General features: G+C 44.6%; 17 protein-coding genes. 14 read left to right on the top strand and 3 right to left on the bottom strand.

Translation table 11 applies throughout. From position 1 onward, the window contains the following. Nucleotides 1-72 precede the first annotated feature (72 nt). Both ABD960_RS05185 and ABD960_RS05190 read left to right on the top strand, forming a co-directional pair. The gene (locus ABD960_RS05185) at nucleotides 73-1038 is read left to right on the top strand and encodes a helix-turn-helix transcriptional regulator (protein WP_345329855.1); all 966 of its coding nucleotides are present in this window, start codon (nucleotides 73-75) and stop codon (nucleotides 1036-1038) included. A 105-nt stretch (nucleotides 1039-1143) separates the two neighbouring features. After that, the gene (locus tag ABD960_RS05190) at nucleotides 1144-1566 is read left to right on the top strand and encodes an SRPBCC family protein (protein ID WP_345329856.1); all 423 of its coding nucleotides are present in this window, start codon (nucleotides 1144-1146) and stop codon (nucleotides 1564-1566) included. On the opposite strand, the gene ABD960_RS05195 is transcribed toward ABD960_RS05190, so the two are convergent. Both ABD960_RS05195 and ABD960_RS05200 read right to left on the bottom strand, forming a co-directional pair. Next, entirely contained in the window at nucleotides 1567-2913 is a 1347-nt protein-coding gene (locus ABD960_RS05195; RefSeq protein WP_345329857.1) for a dihydroorotase, read from the bottom strand. A gap of 441 nt (nucleotides 2914-3354) precedes the next feature. Then, nucleotides 3355-3936 carry an NUDIX hydrolase gene (locus tag ABD960_RS05200; RefSeq protein WP_345329858.1) on the bottom strand — a complete coding sequence of 194 codons (582 nt, stop codon included), beginning with the start codon at nucleotides 3934-3936 and terminating at the stop codon, nucleotides 3355-3357. A 138-nt stretch (nucleotides 3937-4074) separates the two neighbouring features. Here ABD960_RS05200 and ABD960_RS05205 point away from each other — a divergent pair, with 138 nt between their 5' ends. The 8 genes from ABD960_RS05205 (at nucleotide 4075) to ABD960_RS05240 (ending at nucleotide 13385) form a co-directional block, all read left to right on the top strand. Beyond that, a complete protein-coding gene (locus ABD960_RS05205) occupies nucleotides 4075-5415 on the top strand; it encodes a DEAD/DEAH box helicase (protein ID WP_345329859.1) in 1341 nt (446 codons plus the stop codon). A gap of 6 nt (nucleotides 5416-5421) precedes the next feature. After that, nucleotides 5422-5688 (top strand): hypothetical protein, encoded by a 267-nt coding sequence (locus ABD960_RS05210; RefSeq protein ID WP_345329860.1) that lies wholly within the window; start codon nucleotides 5422-5424, stop codon nucleotides 5686-5688. Between the two features lie 9 nt (nucleotides 5689-5697). Next, entirely contained in the window at nucleotides 5698-6027 is a 330-nt protein-coding gene (gldC, locus tag ABD960_RS05215) for a gliding motility protein GldC (protein WP_232176315.1), read from the top strand. 8 nt (nucleotides 6028-6035) lie between these two features. Further along, on the top strand, nucleotides 6036-6461 hold the full coding sequence (locus ABD960_RS05220; protein ID WP_345329861.1) for a hypothetical protein: 426 nt from the start codon (nucleotides 6036-6038) through the stop codon (nucleotides 6459-6461). A gap of 100 nt (nucleotides 6462-6561) precedes the next feature. Then, entirely contained in the window at nucleotides 6562-10005 is a 3444-nt protein-coding gene (locus ABD960_RS05225) for a response regulator (protein WP_345329862.1), read from the top strand. 4 nt (nucleotides 10006-10009) lie between these two features. Further along, a complete protein-coding gene (locus ABD960_RS05230; RefSeq protein ID WP_345329863.1) occupies nucleotides 10010-10840 on the top strand; it encodes a CheR family methyltransferase in 831 nt (276 codons plus the stop codon). Then, nucleotides 10830-11417 carry a chemotaxis protein CheB gene (locus ABD960_RS05235; RefSeq protein ID WP_345329864.1) on the top strand — a complete coding sequence of 196 codons (588 nt, stop codon included), beginning with the start codon at nucleotides 10830-10832 and terminating at the stop codon, nucleotides 11415-11417. Before ABD960_RS05230 ends, ABD960_RS05235 begins: the two co-directional genes overlap by 11 nt. A gap of 24 nt (nucleotides 11418-11441) precedes the next feature. Beyond that, nucleotides 11442-13385 (top strand): hybrid sensor histidine kinase/response regulator, encoded by a 1944-nt coding sequence (locus ABD960_RS05240; protein ID WP_345329865.1) that lies wholly within the window; start codon nucleotides 11442-11444, stop codon nucleotides 13383-13385. On the opposite strand, the gene ABD960_RS05245 is transcribed toward ABD960_RS05240, so the two are convergent. Further along, complete coding sequence (locus ABD960_RS05245; RefSeq protein WP_345329866.1) at nucleotides 13369-13857, bottom strand: methylated-DNA--[protein]-cysteine S-methyltransferase; 489 nt, start codon at nucleotides 13855-13857, stop codon at nucleotides 13369-13371. The two genes, ABD960_RS05240 and ABD960_RS05245, sit on opposite strands and share 17 nt — an antisense overlap. Nucleotides 13858-13930: 73 nt before the next feature. Here ABD960_RS05245 and ABD960_RS05250 point away from each other — a divergent pair, with 73 nt between their 5' ends. From ABD960_RS05250 to ABD960_RS05265, 4 genes are all read left to right on the top strand, one after another. Beyond that, entirely contained in the window at nucleotides 13931-14614 is a 684-nt protein-coding gene (locus tag ABD960_RS05250) for a heme exporter protein CcmB (RefSeq protein ID WP_345329867.1), read from the top strand. Beyond that, entirely contained in the window at nucleotides 14602-15804 is a 1203-nt protein-coding gene (locus ABD960_RS05255; RefSeq protein ID WP_345329868.1) for a carboxypeptidase-like regulatory domain-containing protein, read from the top strand. Before ABD960_RS05250 ends, ABD960_RS05255 begins: the two co-directional genes overlap by 13 nt. Nucleotides 15805-15912: 108 nt before the next feature. Beyond that, nucleotides 15913-16575: a 2-vinyl bacteriochlorophyllide hydratase gene (locus tag ABD960_RS05260; RefSeq protein ID WP_345330079.1), complete on the top strand. Its 663-nt coding sequence runs from the start codon at nucleotides 15913-15915 to the stop codon at nucleotides 16573-16575. Next, nucleotides 16575-16787 carry a CcmD family protein gene (locus tag ABD960_RS05265; protein ID WP_345329869.1) on the top strand — a complete coding sequence of 71 codons (213 nt, stop codon included), beginning with the start codon at nucleotides 16575-16577 and terminating at the stop codon, nucleotides 16785-16787. The genes ABD960_RS05260 and ABD960_RS05265 overlap by 1 nt, the downstream gene beginning before the upstream one ends. Nucleotides 16788-16886: the final 99 nt, after the last annotated feature.

Consider the following 16886-nt stretch of genomic DNA (forward strand, 5'->3'; position numbering starts at 1 on the left):
TGGCAAAGTTAGCAGTTTAATGTAAGTGTATTTTTACGTTCAATGATCTTGTTAGAATAGCCGGCGGCAAGCATGGCTTTTTTGTTTAATTTCGTCGCGATGAACCGTATAGACCGTATATCAGCCATATTGATCCAGCTACAATCGCGCAGGGTGGTTAAGGCTGCCGATATTGCCGAGCGGTTTGGCATCAGCCTGCGTACGGTTTACCGCGATGTTAAAACCCTTGAAGAGGCCGGTGTACCGCTGATGGGCGAGGCTGGGGTAGGGTACTCCATAATGGACGGCTACCGTTTGCCGCCGGTAATGTTTACCCGCGAGGAAGCAACGGCTTTTTTAACCGCTGAAAAATTTATTGAAAAGCTAACCGATAGCTCTACTACCAGCTACCATCGCTCCGCAATGGATAAGATACGCGCCATTCTGCGTACCGCCGAAAAAAATACGTTGGAGGATCTGGATGGCAGCATTGCTGTAATTCAGAGTCGAAGCCAGCAGCAGGCAGATAACCAGGATCACATCCAGACCATACTTAATGCTATAACGCAAAAGCGCGTAATGCAACTTGATTATTTTGCTTACCACACCCAGCAGCAAACCAGCCGTATGGTTGAGCCGGTGGGCATTTACTACCTGGACAGCTTTTGGCATCTGATAGCGTATTGCCGTATGCGCAAAGATTATCGCGATTTCCGGCTCGACCGCATCAAGGGCATCAGCATAACTGATGATGTTTTTTCGGGCCAGCATCCCGCATTGAAAGATTACATCGCCCAAACAGCCCGTGAGCATAAGCTTGAAACGGTGATCATGCGTATACAAAAGAATGTATATCAATATCTTACCAGCCAGAAATATTACAACGGCTTTGTATCAGAAAGGTTAGATGGCGATGAATGGGAGATGACCTTTTTAACCATTTCTATTGAAGGTTTTGCCCGTTGGTTTATGATGTATGGGGATATGGCCAGCATTATAACGCCTGATGCGTTAAAGGACCGTATTCAGGAGATTGCACAAGCCATCGTTAAAAAATAATTTCGGAAAATTTTACTGCTGACATAGGGTTGTCACCCGGTGGATGTTTTTTTGCACACAACAGCAATTAAGCTGTTGTACATATTACCGTAACACACCATCATCATGACAGACATCACTTTAACCACCACTGTTGACTTTACTTCATCCAAAGAAAAAGTTTGGCAAGGGCTCACTGACCCCGCTTTAATTAGACAATACTTTTTTGGCACACAACTTATTACCGACTGGACCATTGGCAGCCCTATCATTTGGACGGGAGAATGGGATGGTGTTGTTTATAAGGATAAAGGCACCGTGCTGGAAGTTATCCCCGGAGAATTAGCTAAATACACTTACTGGAGCAGTATGTCGGGAACGGAAGATGTGCCCGAAAATTATCAGATTGTAAGCTATCGCCTTAGCGACAACAATGGTGGTACCCGGCTAACCATTACGCAGGAAAACATTGCCGACGAAGAAAAGAAGCAACATTCCGAACATAACTGGCAAGCCCTGATGGCCGAGCTTAAAAAACTGATCGAGTAATTAAGCCTGCGGATTGAATGCCATACGCTGACCGGACAGGTGATGGTTCACAAAATGACCGCCATCCCAAACCAGATTGCCCGATACAATGGTGCTCACTACGCTCGATTTAAAGGTTGATCCTTCAAAGGGGCTCCAACCGCATTGGTATAAAATATTGTCCTTTTCAACCTGCCAAGGTTTGTTCAGGTCAACAAGTACCATATCGGCCCAGTAGCCTTCGCGTAAAAATCCGCGCCTGTCAATTCGGAAACAGGTGGCCACGTTATGTGCCATCTTTTCTGTTATTTGCTCAAGGGTGATCTTTCCCTGATGATAAAGTTCCAGCATAGCCGTAAGAGCGTGTTGTACCAACGGACCGCCTGAAGGTGCCTGCATATAAGGCTGGGCTTTCTCTTCAATGGTATGCGGAGCATGGTCGGTAGCGATAACATCTATTCGGCCATCCAATACTGCTTTAAGGATGCCTTCGCGGTCGGCGGCGGTTTTAACGGCCGGGTTCCATTTTATCAGATTACCCTTGGTTTCATAATCTGCATCACTAAACCAAAGGTGGTGTATACAGGCCTCAGCGGTGATTTTTTTATCCGCAAGCGGGATGCTGTTATCAAAAAGGTGTGTTTCTTTTTCAGTAGAAATATGCAATATGTGCAGCCTGGTGCCATGCTTTTTAGCCAGCTCAACCGCCAGTGATGATGAAAGGTAGCAAGCCTCGGCGCTACGAATCACCGGGTGTAAAGATATGGGGATATTTTCTTCACCCAGCGTCGTTTTATAATGGTTGAGGTTATGCTTGATGGTGGCCTCGTCCTCGCAATGCGTAGCGATCAGCATCGGCGAGTTGGTAAAAATATTTTCGAGCGTGGTGCGGTTATCCACCAGCATATTACCGGTTGATGAACCCATAAAAACCTTAATGCCGCAAACGTTACGTGCGTCGGTGCGTAAAACCTCGTCTAGGTTGTCATTGCTGGCACCCATAAAAAATGAGTAGTTAGCCAGCGAGCTATTGGCTGCGATGGCGTATTTGTCGGCTAATAACTCCTGCGTAAGCGTATTAGGTATAGTATTAGGCATTTCCATAAAGGAGGTGATACCACCTGCAACCGCCGCCCTTGATTCCGTAAAGATTTTGGCCTTATGCGTCAACCCCGGCTCGCGAAAGTGCACCTGGTCATCAATACAGCCCGGCAGCAAGTGCAGCCCCTCAGCGTTGATCTCGGTATCAGCGTTAGCATCGATACTGGTATCAATGCGTTCAATAAAACCGTCTTTTATCAGGATATCGCCATTGAATTGCTTGTTCTCGTTAACAATAGTAGCTGCTTTTATCAGGATGGATGCCATGGGGCAAAGATATTAAAATTACGATTTGCTAATCAAGTAAGTCAATTAGTAATCGCTTTATTGCCTGTCCTGAATTTCTTTTGAGCGATCAAAAGAAACAAAAATCGCCGGCTGTTTAATTTTCTATTAAGGGTAGTGCTTCAACCTGCTACCCGAAAATTAAAAGGCCGGAATGATAGCTTATAGAGGTTTGTGCTTTCTTTATTTTGTTATACATGAAGAACTAAACAAAGTACAAACCCTAATATACTAAAACTCCGGCATCAGTAATGCCCGGAGTAGCACAGGCATAGCCTAAGCAGGTACTTTCACCGGACAGGACGTAGCCGGCGAATTATTCGCTTTGTTTGTTTTTATTAGTGCTCATGAGATCGCTAACGCTAAGTCTTGCTTCTTTTGTTCGTACAAAAGAAGGTTAGGACAAGTAATGATCTTTCAGAACTATTTCAGCTTCAACCCAAATACTTCCGGATAAGCCAACGCGGTTTTAAATATCAGGTTGAGGGAGTCGGTTACCCATATCTCGCCGTTGATGGCTTTTTGTAATACCTCATGTGCGGGTAGGGTGAGCACCCGTATGTCTTCGGTAATATCTAACTTTTGTTCGGAGTTAAATTCAGCGTCAAACAATACAAAACCGTAGGTGATCTGCCGTAGTTTGGTTGGGTTGTTGGCTATTTTACCCATGGGTATTAGGCGGTTGGCAGTGGCTTTAATGCCGGTTTCTTCTTCCAATTCGTTCAATGCCGACTCCACTATGCTTTTGTTTTTTTGCTGCATACCGCCGGGCAGTTCAAGCAACACCTGGCTTAGGGCATGTTTGTATTGCTCAACCAATACCACCTCGTTGTTTTTGGTGATGGCCAGCACCTGTACTACATCGCCAAGGGGAGAAAAATAGTAATCGTCAACAATACTGCCGTTGGCTAATTCAACGGTATGTTTTAATATCGGGAACCACGGGCTTGGCGATACATCTTCCTCGCCCAGCAGTTTCCAGGGTTTTATTTCTTTGTCGGTCATTTTTAGTATTCAGGCTGAATTTGGCCCTAAAAATATTAATTACCGCCGAACAAAGCGCCATTTATCATCATATCATCAAATAGCTTAGGGAGATGTTACAGATAAGCGCACCTTAAAAGAAAAAACTATCTTTGCGGCATGGCAGAAACGTTTGATGATTTTAAGTTTAACCGGCAGATATTAAATGCCATTACCGATGCCGGTTATGAGCAGCCAACGCCCATACAGCAAAAGGCTATACCGCCAATCAGCAACGGGCAGGATGTGATGGGTATTGCCCAAACCGGAACGGGTAAAACGGCGGCCTATGTGCTGCCCATCATCATGAAGCTGAAATATGCGCAGGGCGAAAACCCGCGTGCCTTGATTATAGCGCCAACCCGCGAGTTAGCTTTACAAATAGAAGAGAATGTGCGCACGTTCGCCACTTATACCGATCTGCGGGTAGTGGTATTGTACGGCGGTATCGGCCCCAAAACACAGATAGAAAATATAAACAAAGGCGTTGATATTATTGTAGCCACTCCCGGCCGTTTTATGGATGTTTACCTGGCCGGACATATTGTTACCAAGGGTTTACAGATTTTAGTGTTGGATGAAGCTGATAAAATGATGGACATGGGCTTTATGCCGCAGCTTAACCGCATTTTAGAGGTGGTGCCGCGCAAACGGCAAAACCTGCTGTTCTCGGCCACCATGTCTGACAAGGTGCACCAACTATCCGCCAATTTCCTGGAACACCCAACCGTGGTTGAAGTTACGCCGCAGGCCACCCCGGCGGCTACGGTAAACCAAAAGCTGTATTACGTGCCGAATATCAAAACCAAAATCAACCTGCTTAAAAAGTTGCTTGAAGAGGATGGTGATATACGCAAATTGATCATCTTCTGTAAAACACGTACTTCGGCCGAAGGGGTATTTCGCTTTTTATCACGCAAGTATAAAGAGGACGAGGTAAGGGTGCTGCATGCCAATAAAGGACAAAACACCCGCATCAACTCCATTAATGCTTTCCGTGCCGATGAGGTGAAGATACTGGTAGCTACCGATGTGGCAGCCCGCGGTATTGATGTGAATGATGTAAGTCACGTAATTAATTTTGATGTGCCGATAGTGATCGAAGATTATGTGCACCGCATAGGCCGTACCGGCAGGGCCTATCAGTCTGGCGAGGCTATTACCTTTTGTAACCCGGCTGAGGAGTATTACATCCGCAAGGCGGAGAAACTCATCAGGCAGCAGATACCGGTGCAGACTATTCCGGCTGATGTTTTTGTAGAAGAAACACCGTATGAGGAACGGCAGGATCAGGCCAAAGAGATAGATATGCAGAAGCGCCGTGAAAATCCCGATTTTAAAGGGGCTTTCCACGAGAAGAAAACGCTGAATCAAAAAAAGAAATTCGAGGCCGAAAAAGCGAAGCGCAATCCTCGCGTAGCAAAAAAGCTGAGCACCAAACGATCATCAAAAAGAAAATAAACACTGATGAAATTCAGGATAACACCTTTAAACATCGCCTCGGCGTTTTTAATTGTGCTTGCCGGCTATATATGGATATACGGGGCAAGCATAACCGGCAGCCAGTACGAAAGCTGGAGCGGTACTATTGTATGGATATTTTTGCTGTTCGCCTTCGTGGTGGCTTTTCTGGATATCACCTTCCGTAATTTTTTTAAGGAAACCCGCACTTTATGGATTATTGAACTGAGCTTTATAGCCTTGGTTATTATACTATTACTACTTGTTAAATAAATTATAAAAATGAAAAAAGCCGAAATAAAACTGACTATTGAACTTGACGATAATAACGTGCCTGAGAACATCCTATGGGAGTCAACCGATTCGACCAATAAAGAAGCCTTGCCTGTAAAATCAATGATGCTGGCCCTGTGGGATCAGAGTTTTAAAAATACCCTGCGTATTGACCTTTGGACCAAGGATATGCCGGTTGACGAAATGAAACGCTTTTTTTACGAAACCCTGCAAACCATGGGCGACAGCTTTTTACGCGCCACAGGTGAAAAGAACATCGTAGAGGACTTGCGCGACTACTGCGCCCACTTTGCCGAAAAAATGGAAATAACCCGATAATTAGCGCTATGCGTATACCTTCATTACTTTCGCTTGTTGGCTTTATTATGGTTATTGCGGCTACATATTGCCCTATGCTGCGCCCGTTCGGGTTAGTAAGCATGAATGTTTATGACATGAACGAGCCTTTCGGTATGGTGATACTGATCGTGGCGGTTATCGGGATGATAGGCGTGGTGTTTAACCGGGTAAAGGTTGCCCGTATCGCCGCGTGGGGTACCTTAATACTTGCGGTATTGTTATATGCCGGTGCGTACTTTAAGGTGCATACTTCATTTGATTTTTTGCACATGAATAAAGTATCAGCATTCTTAGCCTCAAAAATAAAATTTAAATGGGGCTGGTATGTTTTGTTTACCGGGGCGGTACTGTGTTTAACCATCCTGTTCTCCAGGAAACCGTTCGTTGTCAAATCGGTAAGCGAAACTGTTTAATAAGCAGATTGTTTATTTTTTCGCTCAACTTTTTTCAAGGTTCTGCGTATTACAATATCTCAACTTTATTTAAAATATTTGCAGTATATAAACCAAATAAATGGCTAATCTTTCTTTCCGTACGCAGGTACTAACCGGTTTTGCAATATCTGTAATTCTCGTTTTTATAGTAGCTGTATTGTCATACCGCAGTATTAACCAGCTTGAAGATGATACTGTAAAGGTTGAGCATACTCAACAGGTTATCAAAACGTCGACCAGTTTGTTGCAGCAACTTATTGATGCCGAAACCGGCATGCGCGGTTATTGCGCTACCGGTAAAAAGCCTTTTTTGGAGCCTTATAACTCCGCCTTACCAAGTATAGGAAGCGATTTGGACAAACTGCGCGGGCTGATTGAAGATAACCCGGTGCAGGTAAAGCGTGTTGAAATTTTATATAAGCTAATAGGCAACCAGCTGGGTATTTTGAGCAATAACATTAAAACCCGCGATGATAAGGGCTTGAGCTATATGGTGGCTAATGATATGCTGATCAACGGCAAAGCCAATATGGATAAAGTACGGGCCGTTATTACAACCGTTATTGAAACAGAGCAGGCCTTGCTGGTTAAACGAAAAAATGCCACCAAGGTTTCGTCAGACCAGGCCATATTTATAATTATAGCAGGTTCGGCAATATTCCTGGTAATCATTATCATCCTGTTCTATTACATCCAAGGCACATTCAATCGCCAAAAGAAAATTGAGCAGGAGATTACCGACACCAACGTTCAGTTAGGCGCGGTTTTGCGCGAAAATGAAGCCAAAAACTGGCTGCTTACCGGTACCGGCCTGCTTAACGAGAAGATGCAAGGCCAGCAAACCGAGAAGGAACTTGCAACCAACGTTATAAACGAGATTTGTAATTATACAGGCGCGCTTACCGGTACATTTTATTTGCTGAATGACCAGGATGAACGTCTTGACCTGTACGGATCCTACGCGTTCCACAACCCGGATTCGCTGAAAAAAACCATACGCTTGTCCGAAGGGGTGCTGGGCCAGGTCGCTGTTGAGCAAAAAGCCAAAGTGGTTAAAGGGAAGCTGAATAGCAAGCTGGAGCTGAGTACATCGGTACTGGCAAATGAGCTTACCGACAGCTTTATTGTACCATTCTTTTACGATAAAAAACTGAAGGGTGTAATGGAACTGGCCTACCAGGGTGAGATGCATGAAGCTGTGCGCGATTATATCCTGAGCGCTACTAACGATATCGGCATCGCCATAAACACGTCGCAGGCACGCACCATCATGCACGATCTGTTTGAAGAAACACAGCAGCAGGCCGAAGAATTGGAAGCGCAACAGGAAGAGATGCGTGTTACCAACGAGGAGTTGCTTAACAAAACAGAAATGCTACAGGCTTCAGAAGAGGAGCTACGCGTGCAGCAGGAAGAATTGCGCACGATCAATGCTGAACTTGAGGAGAAGGCAAGTTTACTTGAAGAGAAAAATCAGGCTATTGAAGAAGCTCGCCAGGCTATCAACCTGAAAGTTGAGGAGCTTGAATCTACCGGAAAATACAAATCGGAGTTTTTGGCGAACATGAGCCACGAGCTGCGTACGCCGCTTAACAGTATTCTGGTATTGGCGCGTATTCTGAAAGACAATAAATCAGACAACCTGAGCGAGGATCAGTTAAAGTATGCCAGCGTTATCTTTAATGCAGGTAATGATTTGCTAACGCTGATCAATGATATCCTTGATCTTTCAAAAATTGAATCGGGTAAGCTGGAGATGCAGAATGAGCATGTACGGGTTAACGATATTTTGAAAGATATGGAAATGATGTTTGGCGAAGTGGCGGCTAATAAACGCATTAGCTACACCACCAGCAGCACCGCCAATATTCCAGCGACGATATTTACCGATAAGGTTCGGGTGGAACAAATTATCAAAAACCTGCTTTCAAACGCGTTCAAATTTACGTCAGAAAATGGCAGCATTATGCTGAACGCTACCGCCAATACCGTGAACGGAACCATCAGTTTCCATATTAAGGATACAGGTATTGGTATACCTGCTGAGAAGCAAAAGCTGATCTTTGAGGCATTTCAGCAGGCGGATGGATCGACCAGCCGTAAATATGGTGGTACAGGCCTGGGCTTATCCATTAGTCGCGAACTTGCAGCGTTGCTTGGAGGAAGAATAACCTTACAAAGCGAGCAAAACGTGGGCAGTGAATTCACGCTGACCATACCTTTTGAGGCCGCCCAAACTGAAACAAACGAAGAAGATGTACTACCTACCGTAGAGACCTTCTCTCCGCCGAAAGAGTTTTTAAAACCGGCCGCGCAAATAGCCAAAAAGAAAAACGGCGAGCCGCTGGTGGTAATTGTTGAGGATGATAAGAACTTTGCCGACATCCTGAAAGATTACTCGCGGGATCATGGTTATAAATCCATCATGGTAAACGAGGGTACCAACGCCTACCAGATAATTAAGGACAGCCAGCCCGATGCCGTAATATTAGATATTATGCTGCCGGGCAAGGATGGCTGGCAGATACTGCGTGAGCTTAAGCATGACGAAGCTACTATGCATATACCGGTACACCTCATGTCGGCCGGCGAGGCCGCGGCTAACCGTGTGCGTAAAGAGGGGGCTATCAGTTTCATGAAAAAACCTATTGATACCAACGCGCTCGATAAGTTGTTTACCGATATTATGCAGCAAAGCGGCGCTAAATTCAAGCAGATATTACTGGTTGAGGATCATCAGGCACAAAGCCAGGCGCTTAAGGATATGATGCAGGCGCAGGGTATTGAGGTTGATCAGGCTTTCGATGGCGAATCAGCCTACCGCATGCTGCATGAAAATGAATACCAGTGTGTAATACTTGACCTTAACCTGCCTGATATTTCAGGGCTGGACCTGTTGGATAAGATCAAGGCGGTTGATAAATTCCTGGAGCTGCCGGTTATCATCAACACCGCTATGGAGCTTGACAAGACATCGGTAACCAGGCTGATGCAGTACGCCAACGCGATGGTTATTAAAACCAACAAATCGTCGGACAGGCTGATAGATGAGGTTAACTTGTTCCTGAACAAAATTGCCGAATCATCAAAAACAGAGGTTGACCTTACAGCTCCAAAACCAAAATCAATATCAAAAGGCAAAGAAGTCATCAAAAACAAAAAGGTATTGATTGTGGATGACGATATGCGTAACATATTTGCCCTGAGCAGCGCGCTGCAAAGCTATGATATGAACGTGGAGATAGCCAACGATGGGGAAGAGGCTTTAGCAAAACTTGACGAAATACCCGATGTTGATATTGTGCTGATGGACATTATGATGCCTAAGATGGATGGCTACGAGGCTACACGCCAGATCAGGAAGCAAAACAAATGGGCTAAATTACCTGTAATAGCGTTAACGGCAAAGGCCATGAAGGATGACCGGGAAAAATGCATAGCTGCCGGCGCTAACGATTATATAACCAAGCCGGTTGATATGGACAGGCTGATAGCGCTGATGCAGCTTTGGCTCGAAAGCTAATATAATGAAGGTACAGTTAAGCGGCATAACACCCGAGGAGTTAAACGAATTGATTACTCTGGTTAAGGGGGTACACGGGTTTGATTTTAGCGATTACGGCAAGGCATCGCTTACCAGGCGCGTAAGCCGTATCATGAGCCTCAAAAAGCTTTCGTTTTATGAGCTAAAGCACCGGATTGTAAATGCCGAAGGCTTTTTTCAGCACTTTTTAGAGGAAGTTACGGTTAATGTAACTGAGATGTTTCGCGACCCTAACTTTTACCGCTCGGTAAATGAGTTGGTTGTGCCTTACCTGTCCACCTATCAGCATGTAAAAATATGGACGGCCGGCTGTTCATCAGGTGAGGAAGTTTATTCGCTGGCTATCCTGTTGCGCGAAGCGGGCATTAAACACAAATGCTTTGTTTACGGAACCGACATTAATACCGAGGTTTTAAAAGAGGCGCGTAAGGGTATCTACAGCTTTCGCAAAATAAAAAGCTATGCCGAAAATTATATTTACACGGGTTTAAAGGGGTCGCTAACCGACCATTTTACCATTATGTATGATGCCGCCACCATTCACAGCGAATTAAAGCAGGATACCTTGTTCTCGGTACATAACCTGGTTTCGGACGGCGTATTTAATGAATTTCAGCTGATTACCTGCCGCAACGTTTTCATTTACTTTGATAATAAATTACAGGAACGTATACTCGATCTGTTTTATAACAGCCTGGCGCCTCATGGCTTTTTATGCCTTGGTTCAAAGGAAACGATACGGTCTGAAGCGTTCCGCAAAAAGTTCAAGGTGATCAACAGTAAAGAAAATATATACCAGAAAATTGGCATTTGACGATAATATATTGCAGCGTTGGCAGCAGGCCGAAGTGCTATTAATTGGCGGCTCGGCAGGCTCTTTCAAGCTGTTTTTTAACATCGTTAAACATGTTGATGTTGATATTAATAAGGTTATAATACTGGTGATGCATCGTAAAAAGAATTTTTTTAGCGAAATAGAAAAACTCTTTTCAGAGCACTCTCGTATATATATCCGGGAAATTACCGATAAAGACGCATTAAAGCATAATACCATTTTTATCGCTCCTGCAAATTACCACACGCTGATTGAGAAAGAGGGATATTTCAGTCTCGACGTTTCTGATCCTGTATGGTATTCCAAGCCCTCAATTGATGTGACTTTTGATAGCGCTGCTGAGGTTTTTAATGAGCGGTGTGTAGCGATATTGCTTTCAGGTGCTAACCAGGATGGCGCCGAAGGTTTATTGAAATTGCGGCAGGCCGGTTCGCTCACCATCGCGCAGGACCCATCTGAAGCTGAAATGGCAGAAATGCCGCGTTCGGCTATCGAATTGGGCGCCGCCGAACTTGTTTTGACGACGGAAGACATTCTTAAATTAATACGAACTTAGCCATATACCCCACACAATTAATAAATGATCCCTGTTAACATTCTTATTGTAGATGATAGAGAAGAGAATATTGTCGCGCTTGAAGCTCTGCTAAAACGTGATGACATTCGTATCTACGCTACTACCTCACCTAACGAAGCACTCAAGATTGCCTGGGAAAACCCCATAGCCATTGCGCTGGTTGACGTGCAAATGCCCGAGATGGATGGCTTTGAGCTGGTTGAGATGCTCAAATCAAACCCACGTACGCGGGATATTATGGTAATATTTGTAACCGCAATATCAAAGGAAGCAAAATATGTAGTAAAAGGTTTAGGCGTTGGCGCGGTTGATTACCTGTATAAACCTCTGGATCCGTACATAACATCAGCCAAGGTCGATGCTTTTGTGCAGCTTGCCCGCAGCCGTGATGAGATAAAACTGAAGAACGAAGAGCTACAGAACTATGCTACGGTAGTAAAAAATTCCGCGGATATTATTTGTACCGTTGATGCGCAAACGCTGCGTATTTTAAGCATCAACCCCGCCGCCGAGCAGATATTGGGTTTTAAACCCAGCGAACTGATTGATGCCAGCATTGTTGACCGGGTTGTTGAAGCTGACCAAATCGCTTTCAGGCAAAAACTGGCCGATGTAATTAAAGAACGCCTAACCTATTCGGTTTTCGAGTTTCAGTTCGAAACTTTTAATAAAAACGTCATTTGGGGGGAGTGCCGGGCGTCATACCGTAACAAAATGCTGTTCCTCAACATTAATGATGTTTCGCCGCAAAAAAGTTATCAGCAGCAGCTAATCAAATCAAAGGAAGCCGCGGAACTTGGCAAAAAAACCAAGGAGAACTTTTTAGCTAACATGAGCCATGAGTTGCGCACGCCTATAAACGGAATATTGGGTATTACCAACCTGCTGCGCAAAACAGAAGTGAACGAGCAGCAGATCAATATGCTTAACCTGCTCGAGGTGTCATCCCAGTCATTGCTTGGGGTGGTAAATGATGTGCTGGATATATCAAAGATTGAAGCCGGCAAGTTTAGCATCATTCGCAGTCCGCACAACCTGCACGAAATTGTGAAGTCTGTTTACGGCCTGCTTAAATTTAAGGCCGACGAAAAGAACATCGAATTCATATTTGAACTGGCGCCGGATGTGCCCGAGAATATCATGGTTGATTCATTGCGCCTTAACCAGGTGCTCATGAATTTGTTGAGCAACGCGATAAAATTTACAGAGCGTGGTTTTGTAAAGTTGAGTGTTAAAACGCTCGACAAAACGGCCGACCGTGCCAAGATAGAGTTTTGCATCAGCGATAGCGGTATCGGTATCGCCGCTAATCACCTTTCAAAAATATTCGACTCGTTTGAGCAGGCCGAAGATGATACTTCGATAAAATACGGTGGTACCGGCCTTGGCCTCGCTATTGTTAAAAAATTAGCGGAGTTAAAGGGTGGCGAACTGAAAGTTACAAGTAAAGTAGGCGAGGGCAGCGAGTTCAGGTTTATAAACTGGTACACACTTACCGAAATGCCTAAGGAAAAGCAAGAGCGTCGCCCTACCGAAACGCTGTTGCCGTTCAATAACGTAAGCATACTGGTGGCTGAGGATAACATGGTGAATCAGTTTATGATCAGCAAATTGTTGAAGGACTGGAATGTGGCTGCCGAGATAGTGGATAACGGCCGCAAAGTGCTGGAGAAACTCAGGCTAAAAGATTATGATATTATTTTGATGGATACTCACATGCCCGAGATGGATGGCTACCAGGCCGCAAAATCAATACGTATGGATTTCGAAGACCCCAAACGTACCATCCCGATCATATCCCTATCGGCAGCTACTTTAGATTATGAGCAGAAGGAGGCGTTAGCAGCGGGTATGGATGACGTATTATCGAAACCCTTCCAGCCTTATCAACTGCACGAAAAGATAAGCAAGCTTTTAAAAAAGCGTTCGCTTAAAACGCCAGTTTAGTTTGGCCGGTGCCTGCAATGCGCGCCTCATGTTCAAGCAACCATTGTTTGCGCCACAGGCCGCCCGCGTAGCCGGTAAGGCTACCGTCTGATCCGATAACGCGGTGGCAGGGCACTACTATCCATAAATTATTTTTCCCGTTTGCTGATGCGATGGCGCGTATGGCAAGCGGGCTTTTCATTTGGTTGGATAGCGCCGCATAACTGGTGGTGTTGCCGTAAGGTATCTGCAGCAGTTGCTGCCAAACCTTTTGCTGAAAATCGGTACCCGCCTGCTTTATCGGAAAGTCAAAATCCTTGCGTTTGCCCGCAAAGTATTCATCAAATTGCAGGGCTACCGTTTTAAGCAATTCGGTTTCCGGCTCATTCGCTTCAATATCTTCATCACGGATGGATATCGCGCTGATAAAGCCGTCATCGTCAGTAATGCGGGCAACGCCAAGCGGGGTACGGTAAAATAAATTCACAGGCATAGGGTAAAGTTAGGGCTTTTAAAATATCGGCAAAAGCAAAATCACAAACCTGCGCTTATTATATTTGCAGCTCATGGAACTTATCGGTCAAACGCTTACGCTGTTAAAAAAGGAAATATTGCTGGAGTGGCGCTCAAAGTATGCCTTTAACGGGGTATTGCTGTATGTGGTATCAACCGTGTTTGTGTGCTACATAGCCTTTAGTTTAAGCGCCGGTTTTACAGGCAGCAGCGGTTACCCGATAGTATGGAACGTGTTGTTCTGGATCATTATGTTGTTTGCTTCCGTTAACGCTATAGGCAAAAGCTTTGTGCAGGAGAGTAGGGGTCGTTTGCTGTATTACTATTCCATAGCCAGCCCGCAGGCCATTATACTTTCAAAAATTATTTATAACATGCTGCTGATGGCGCTGCTAAGCACGTTGGCTATCATCGTTTACGTTGTGTTCTTTAAAAATGTAGTAGGCGACCCCTTACTGTATTTCGCTTCGGTAATTATTGGCAGTATCAGCTTTTCAACGGTTTTTACCATGATATCGGCCATAGCTTCAAAAGCAGGTAACAACGGTACGCTGATGGCCATATTGAGTTTCCCGGTTATCATTCCTGTAATATTGATTTTGATCCGCTTCAGTAAAAATGCCATGGATGGGTTAGACAGGAGCCTGAATTACGGACATTTAGGCGCGTTGGCGGCCATTAACGCAATAGTTATCGCAACATCGCTGTTGTTATTCCCTTATCTATGGCGCGATTAAAAACTTTCTTTTCCGGGCTGATTGTTATATGCCTGCTTGTATTGGCGACCCCTGCGTTTGCGCAGGATGGCACCATAATCGGTAAGGTTACCACCGCAGGCGGAAAGCAACCCCTGGCCAAAGCCAGTGTGTTTTTAAACAATGCTACGTTCGGCACTACCTCGGCAGATGATGGATCATTTACCTTACGCGGGGTGAAGCCCGGCCAATACCAATTGGTAGTAACCAGCGTGGGTTACCAGGAAGCGGTGCAAACAGTGATGGTTAGCAATACAACGCTTACGCTGAATATCGATCTTAAGCAAAAAAATATGATGCTGCGCGAGGTGGTGATCATGACGGATGCTGACTGGAAAAAGAATTACGAAATATTTAAGCAGGATTTTATCGGCACTTCCGAAAACTCGAAGAAGTGCTATGTGGTTAACCCGCGGGTAGTAAGCTTATCTTATAAAAGCTCTAAAAAAACATTGGAGGCTTTCACGGACGAATTTTTAGTGGTAGAGAACCGTGCGCTGGGCTACCGGGTGAAATACATGATTAATGACTTCAAAACCGATAAGCTGAACGGGATCATATCATACGAGGGTAGGGCGCTGTTTGAGCAGTTGCCGGGCAGCGAAGCCCAAAAACAAAAATGGCGTGAGAAACGGAAGGAGGCTTACTACGGCTCGGCAAAACATTTCTTCCGTTCGGTTTATGCCGATACGTTTGAGGATGACGGTTTTATTGTAAAGCCATTTATGCGCGAGCCAAACCCCGAACGCGCCCCCGAGGAGCTGATACAACGCAAAATAAAGCAATTCAGAACCACTAACCGCGATTCGGCAAACTACTGGATCAACATGTCAAACATGCCTAAGTATTACCATGAGATGCTGGGCAAGGAGCTGTTAAAACGTAACCAGTTCTTCTTTAAAACTAATGATCCGGGTATATTCGGTTTAGGGGTAAACAAGTACATGCTTTATGTGATCTACACCAAAAAGCACGAGGAAACCAACTTCAGGGACCTGTACCGACCGCTGGATATGGAAAACTTCGAGATAAGTACAATGACTTTCCCTAAGCCTGTTATTTATTTTGATATGAATGGGCGCGTATTGCAGGATCCGCCAATGGTGGAGGGCACATGGTCAAAAGCCAAACTGGCCGAATTGCTACCGCTTGATTATATGCCCGGTGATTGAGTTTTTAGGCATAATATGACCTGAAATTATCAATACCGTATAGGCCGCTTCCGGCGTTCTATATTAAAAATTGTTACATTTGTCGCCACAAGTTATTTTATGAAGTTTATGTACCAAACATGGTGGAAAGTGCTGGCCGTACTGCTGGTATTAACAACCGTCATAGCCGGTTTTTTGATACAGGTGCCACGTTTGCCCATCGTTCATGAAACCATCCGTAATACATTTTTTCATGTGCCTATGTGGATGGCCATGTTCATCGTGTTCATTATATCGGTAGTGTATAGTATAAAATATCTTCGTTCGGCCGATCCAAAACACGACCTGATAGCGGTTGAATGCGTAAATGTTGGCGTTTTCTTTTTCATATTAGGCCTCATTACCGGTATGATATGGGCACGCAATACCTGGGGCGAGTACTGGAGTAATGACCCTAAACAGAACAGTGCCGCCATTGCATTTTTGTTGTACTGTGCTTACCTCGTGCTGCGTAATGCAATAGATGAAGAGCAGAAACGAGCACGTATATCGGCCATCTATAACATTTTTGCTTTCCCGGTAATGATTGTGCTTATTATGGTACTACCCCGCATGACGGATTCATTACATCCCGGTAATGGTGGTAACCCGGCTTTTAGTAAAATTACCGATAACAACGTACGTATGATTTTATATGTAGGTTTTATCGCCTGGAGTTTAATGGCAGTTTGGATAGCCACCCTGCGCTACCGCATCCGCCTGATTGAATACAAACAGAATTCCCTTGATTAATGATGAAGAAATTATTCTCCCTGATAGTATTGTTGTTAAGCGTTACCGCCGTTTTCGCCCAAAATGGCGCCGATATTGAAATGGCCGACACGCTGCGCAGCTCCGGCAAAATATACGTTGTAGTGGCTACTTTGGCCATTATTTTCGTTGGTTTGGCCATTTATTTGTTCTCGATAGATAAAAGATTAAAAAAAGTCGAAAACGAAAAATAGTTCAAAAATTTAGTTTGTGTTGTTTAAACATTGGTTTAAATTGATTGTTATGTAGTGTAGCCAAAACACTATGGGTTTTAACATTTGCAGTTGTGCTAA

The organism is Mucilaginibacter defluvii, assembly GCF_039543225.1.
GTDB lineage: Bacteria > Bacteroidota > Bacteroidia > Sphingobacteriales > Sphingobacteriaceae > Mucilaginibacter > Mucilaginibacter defluvii.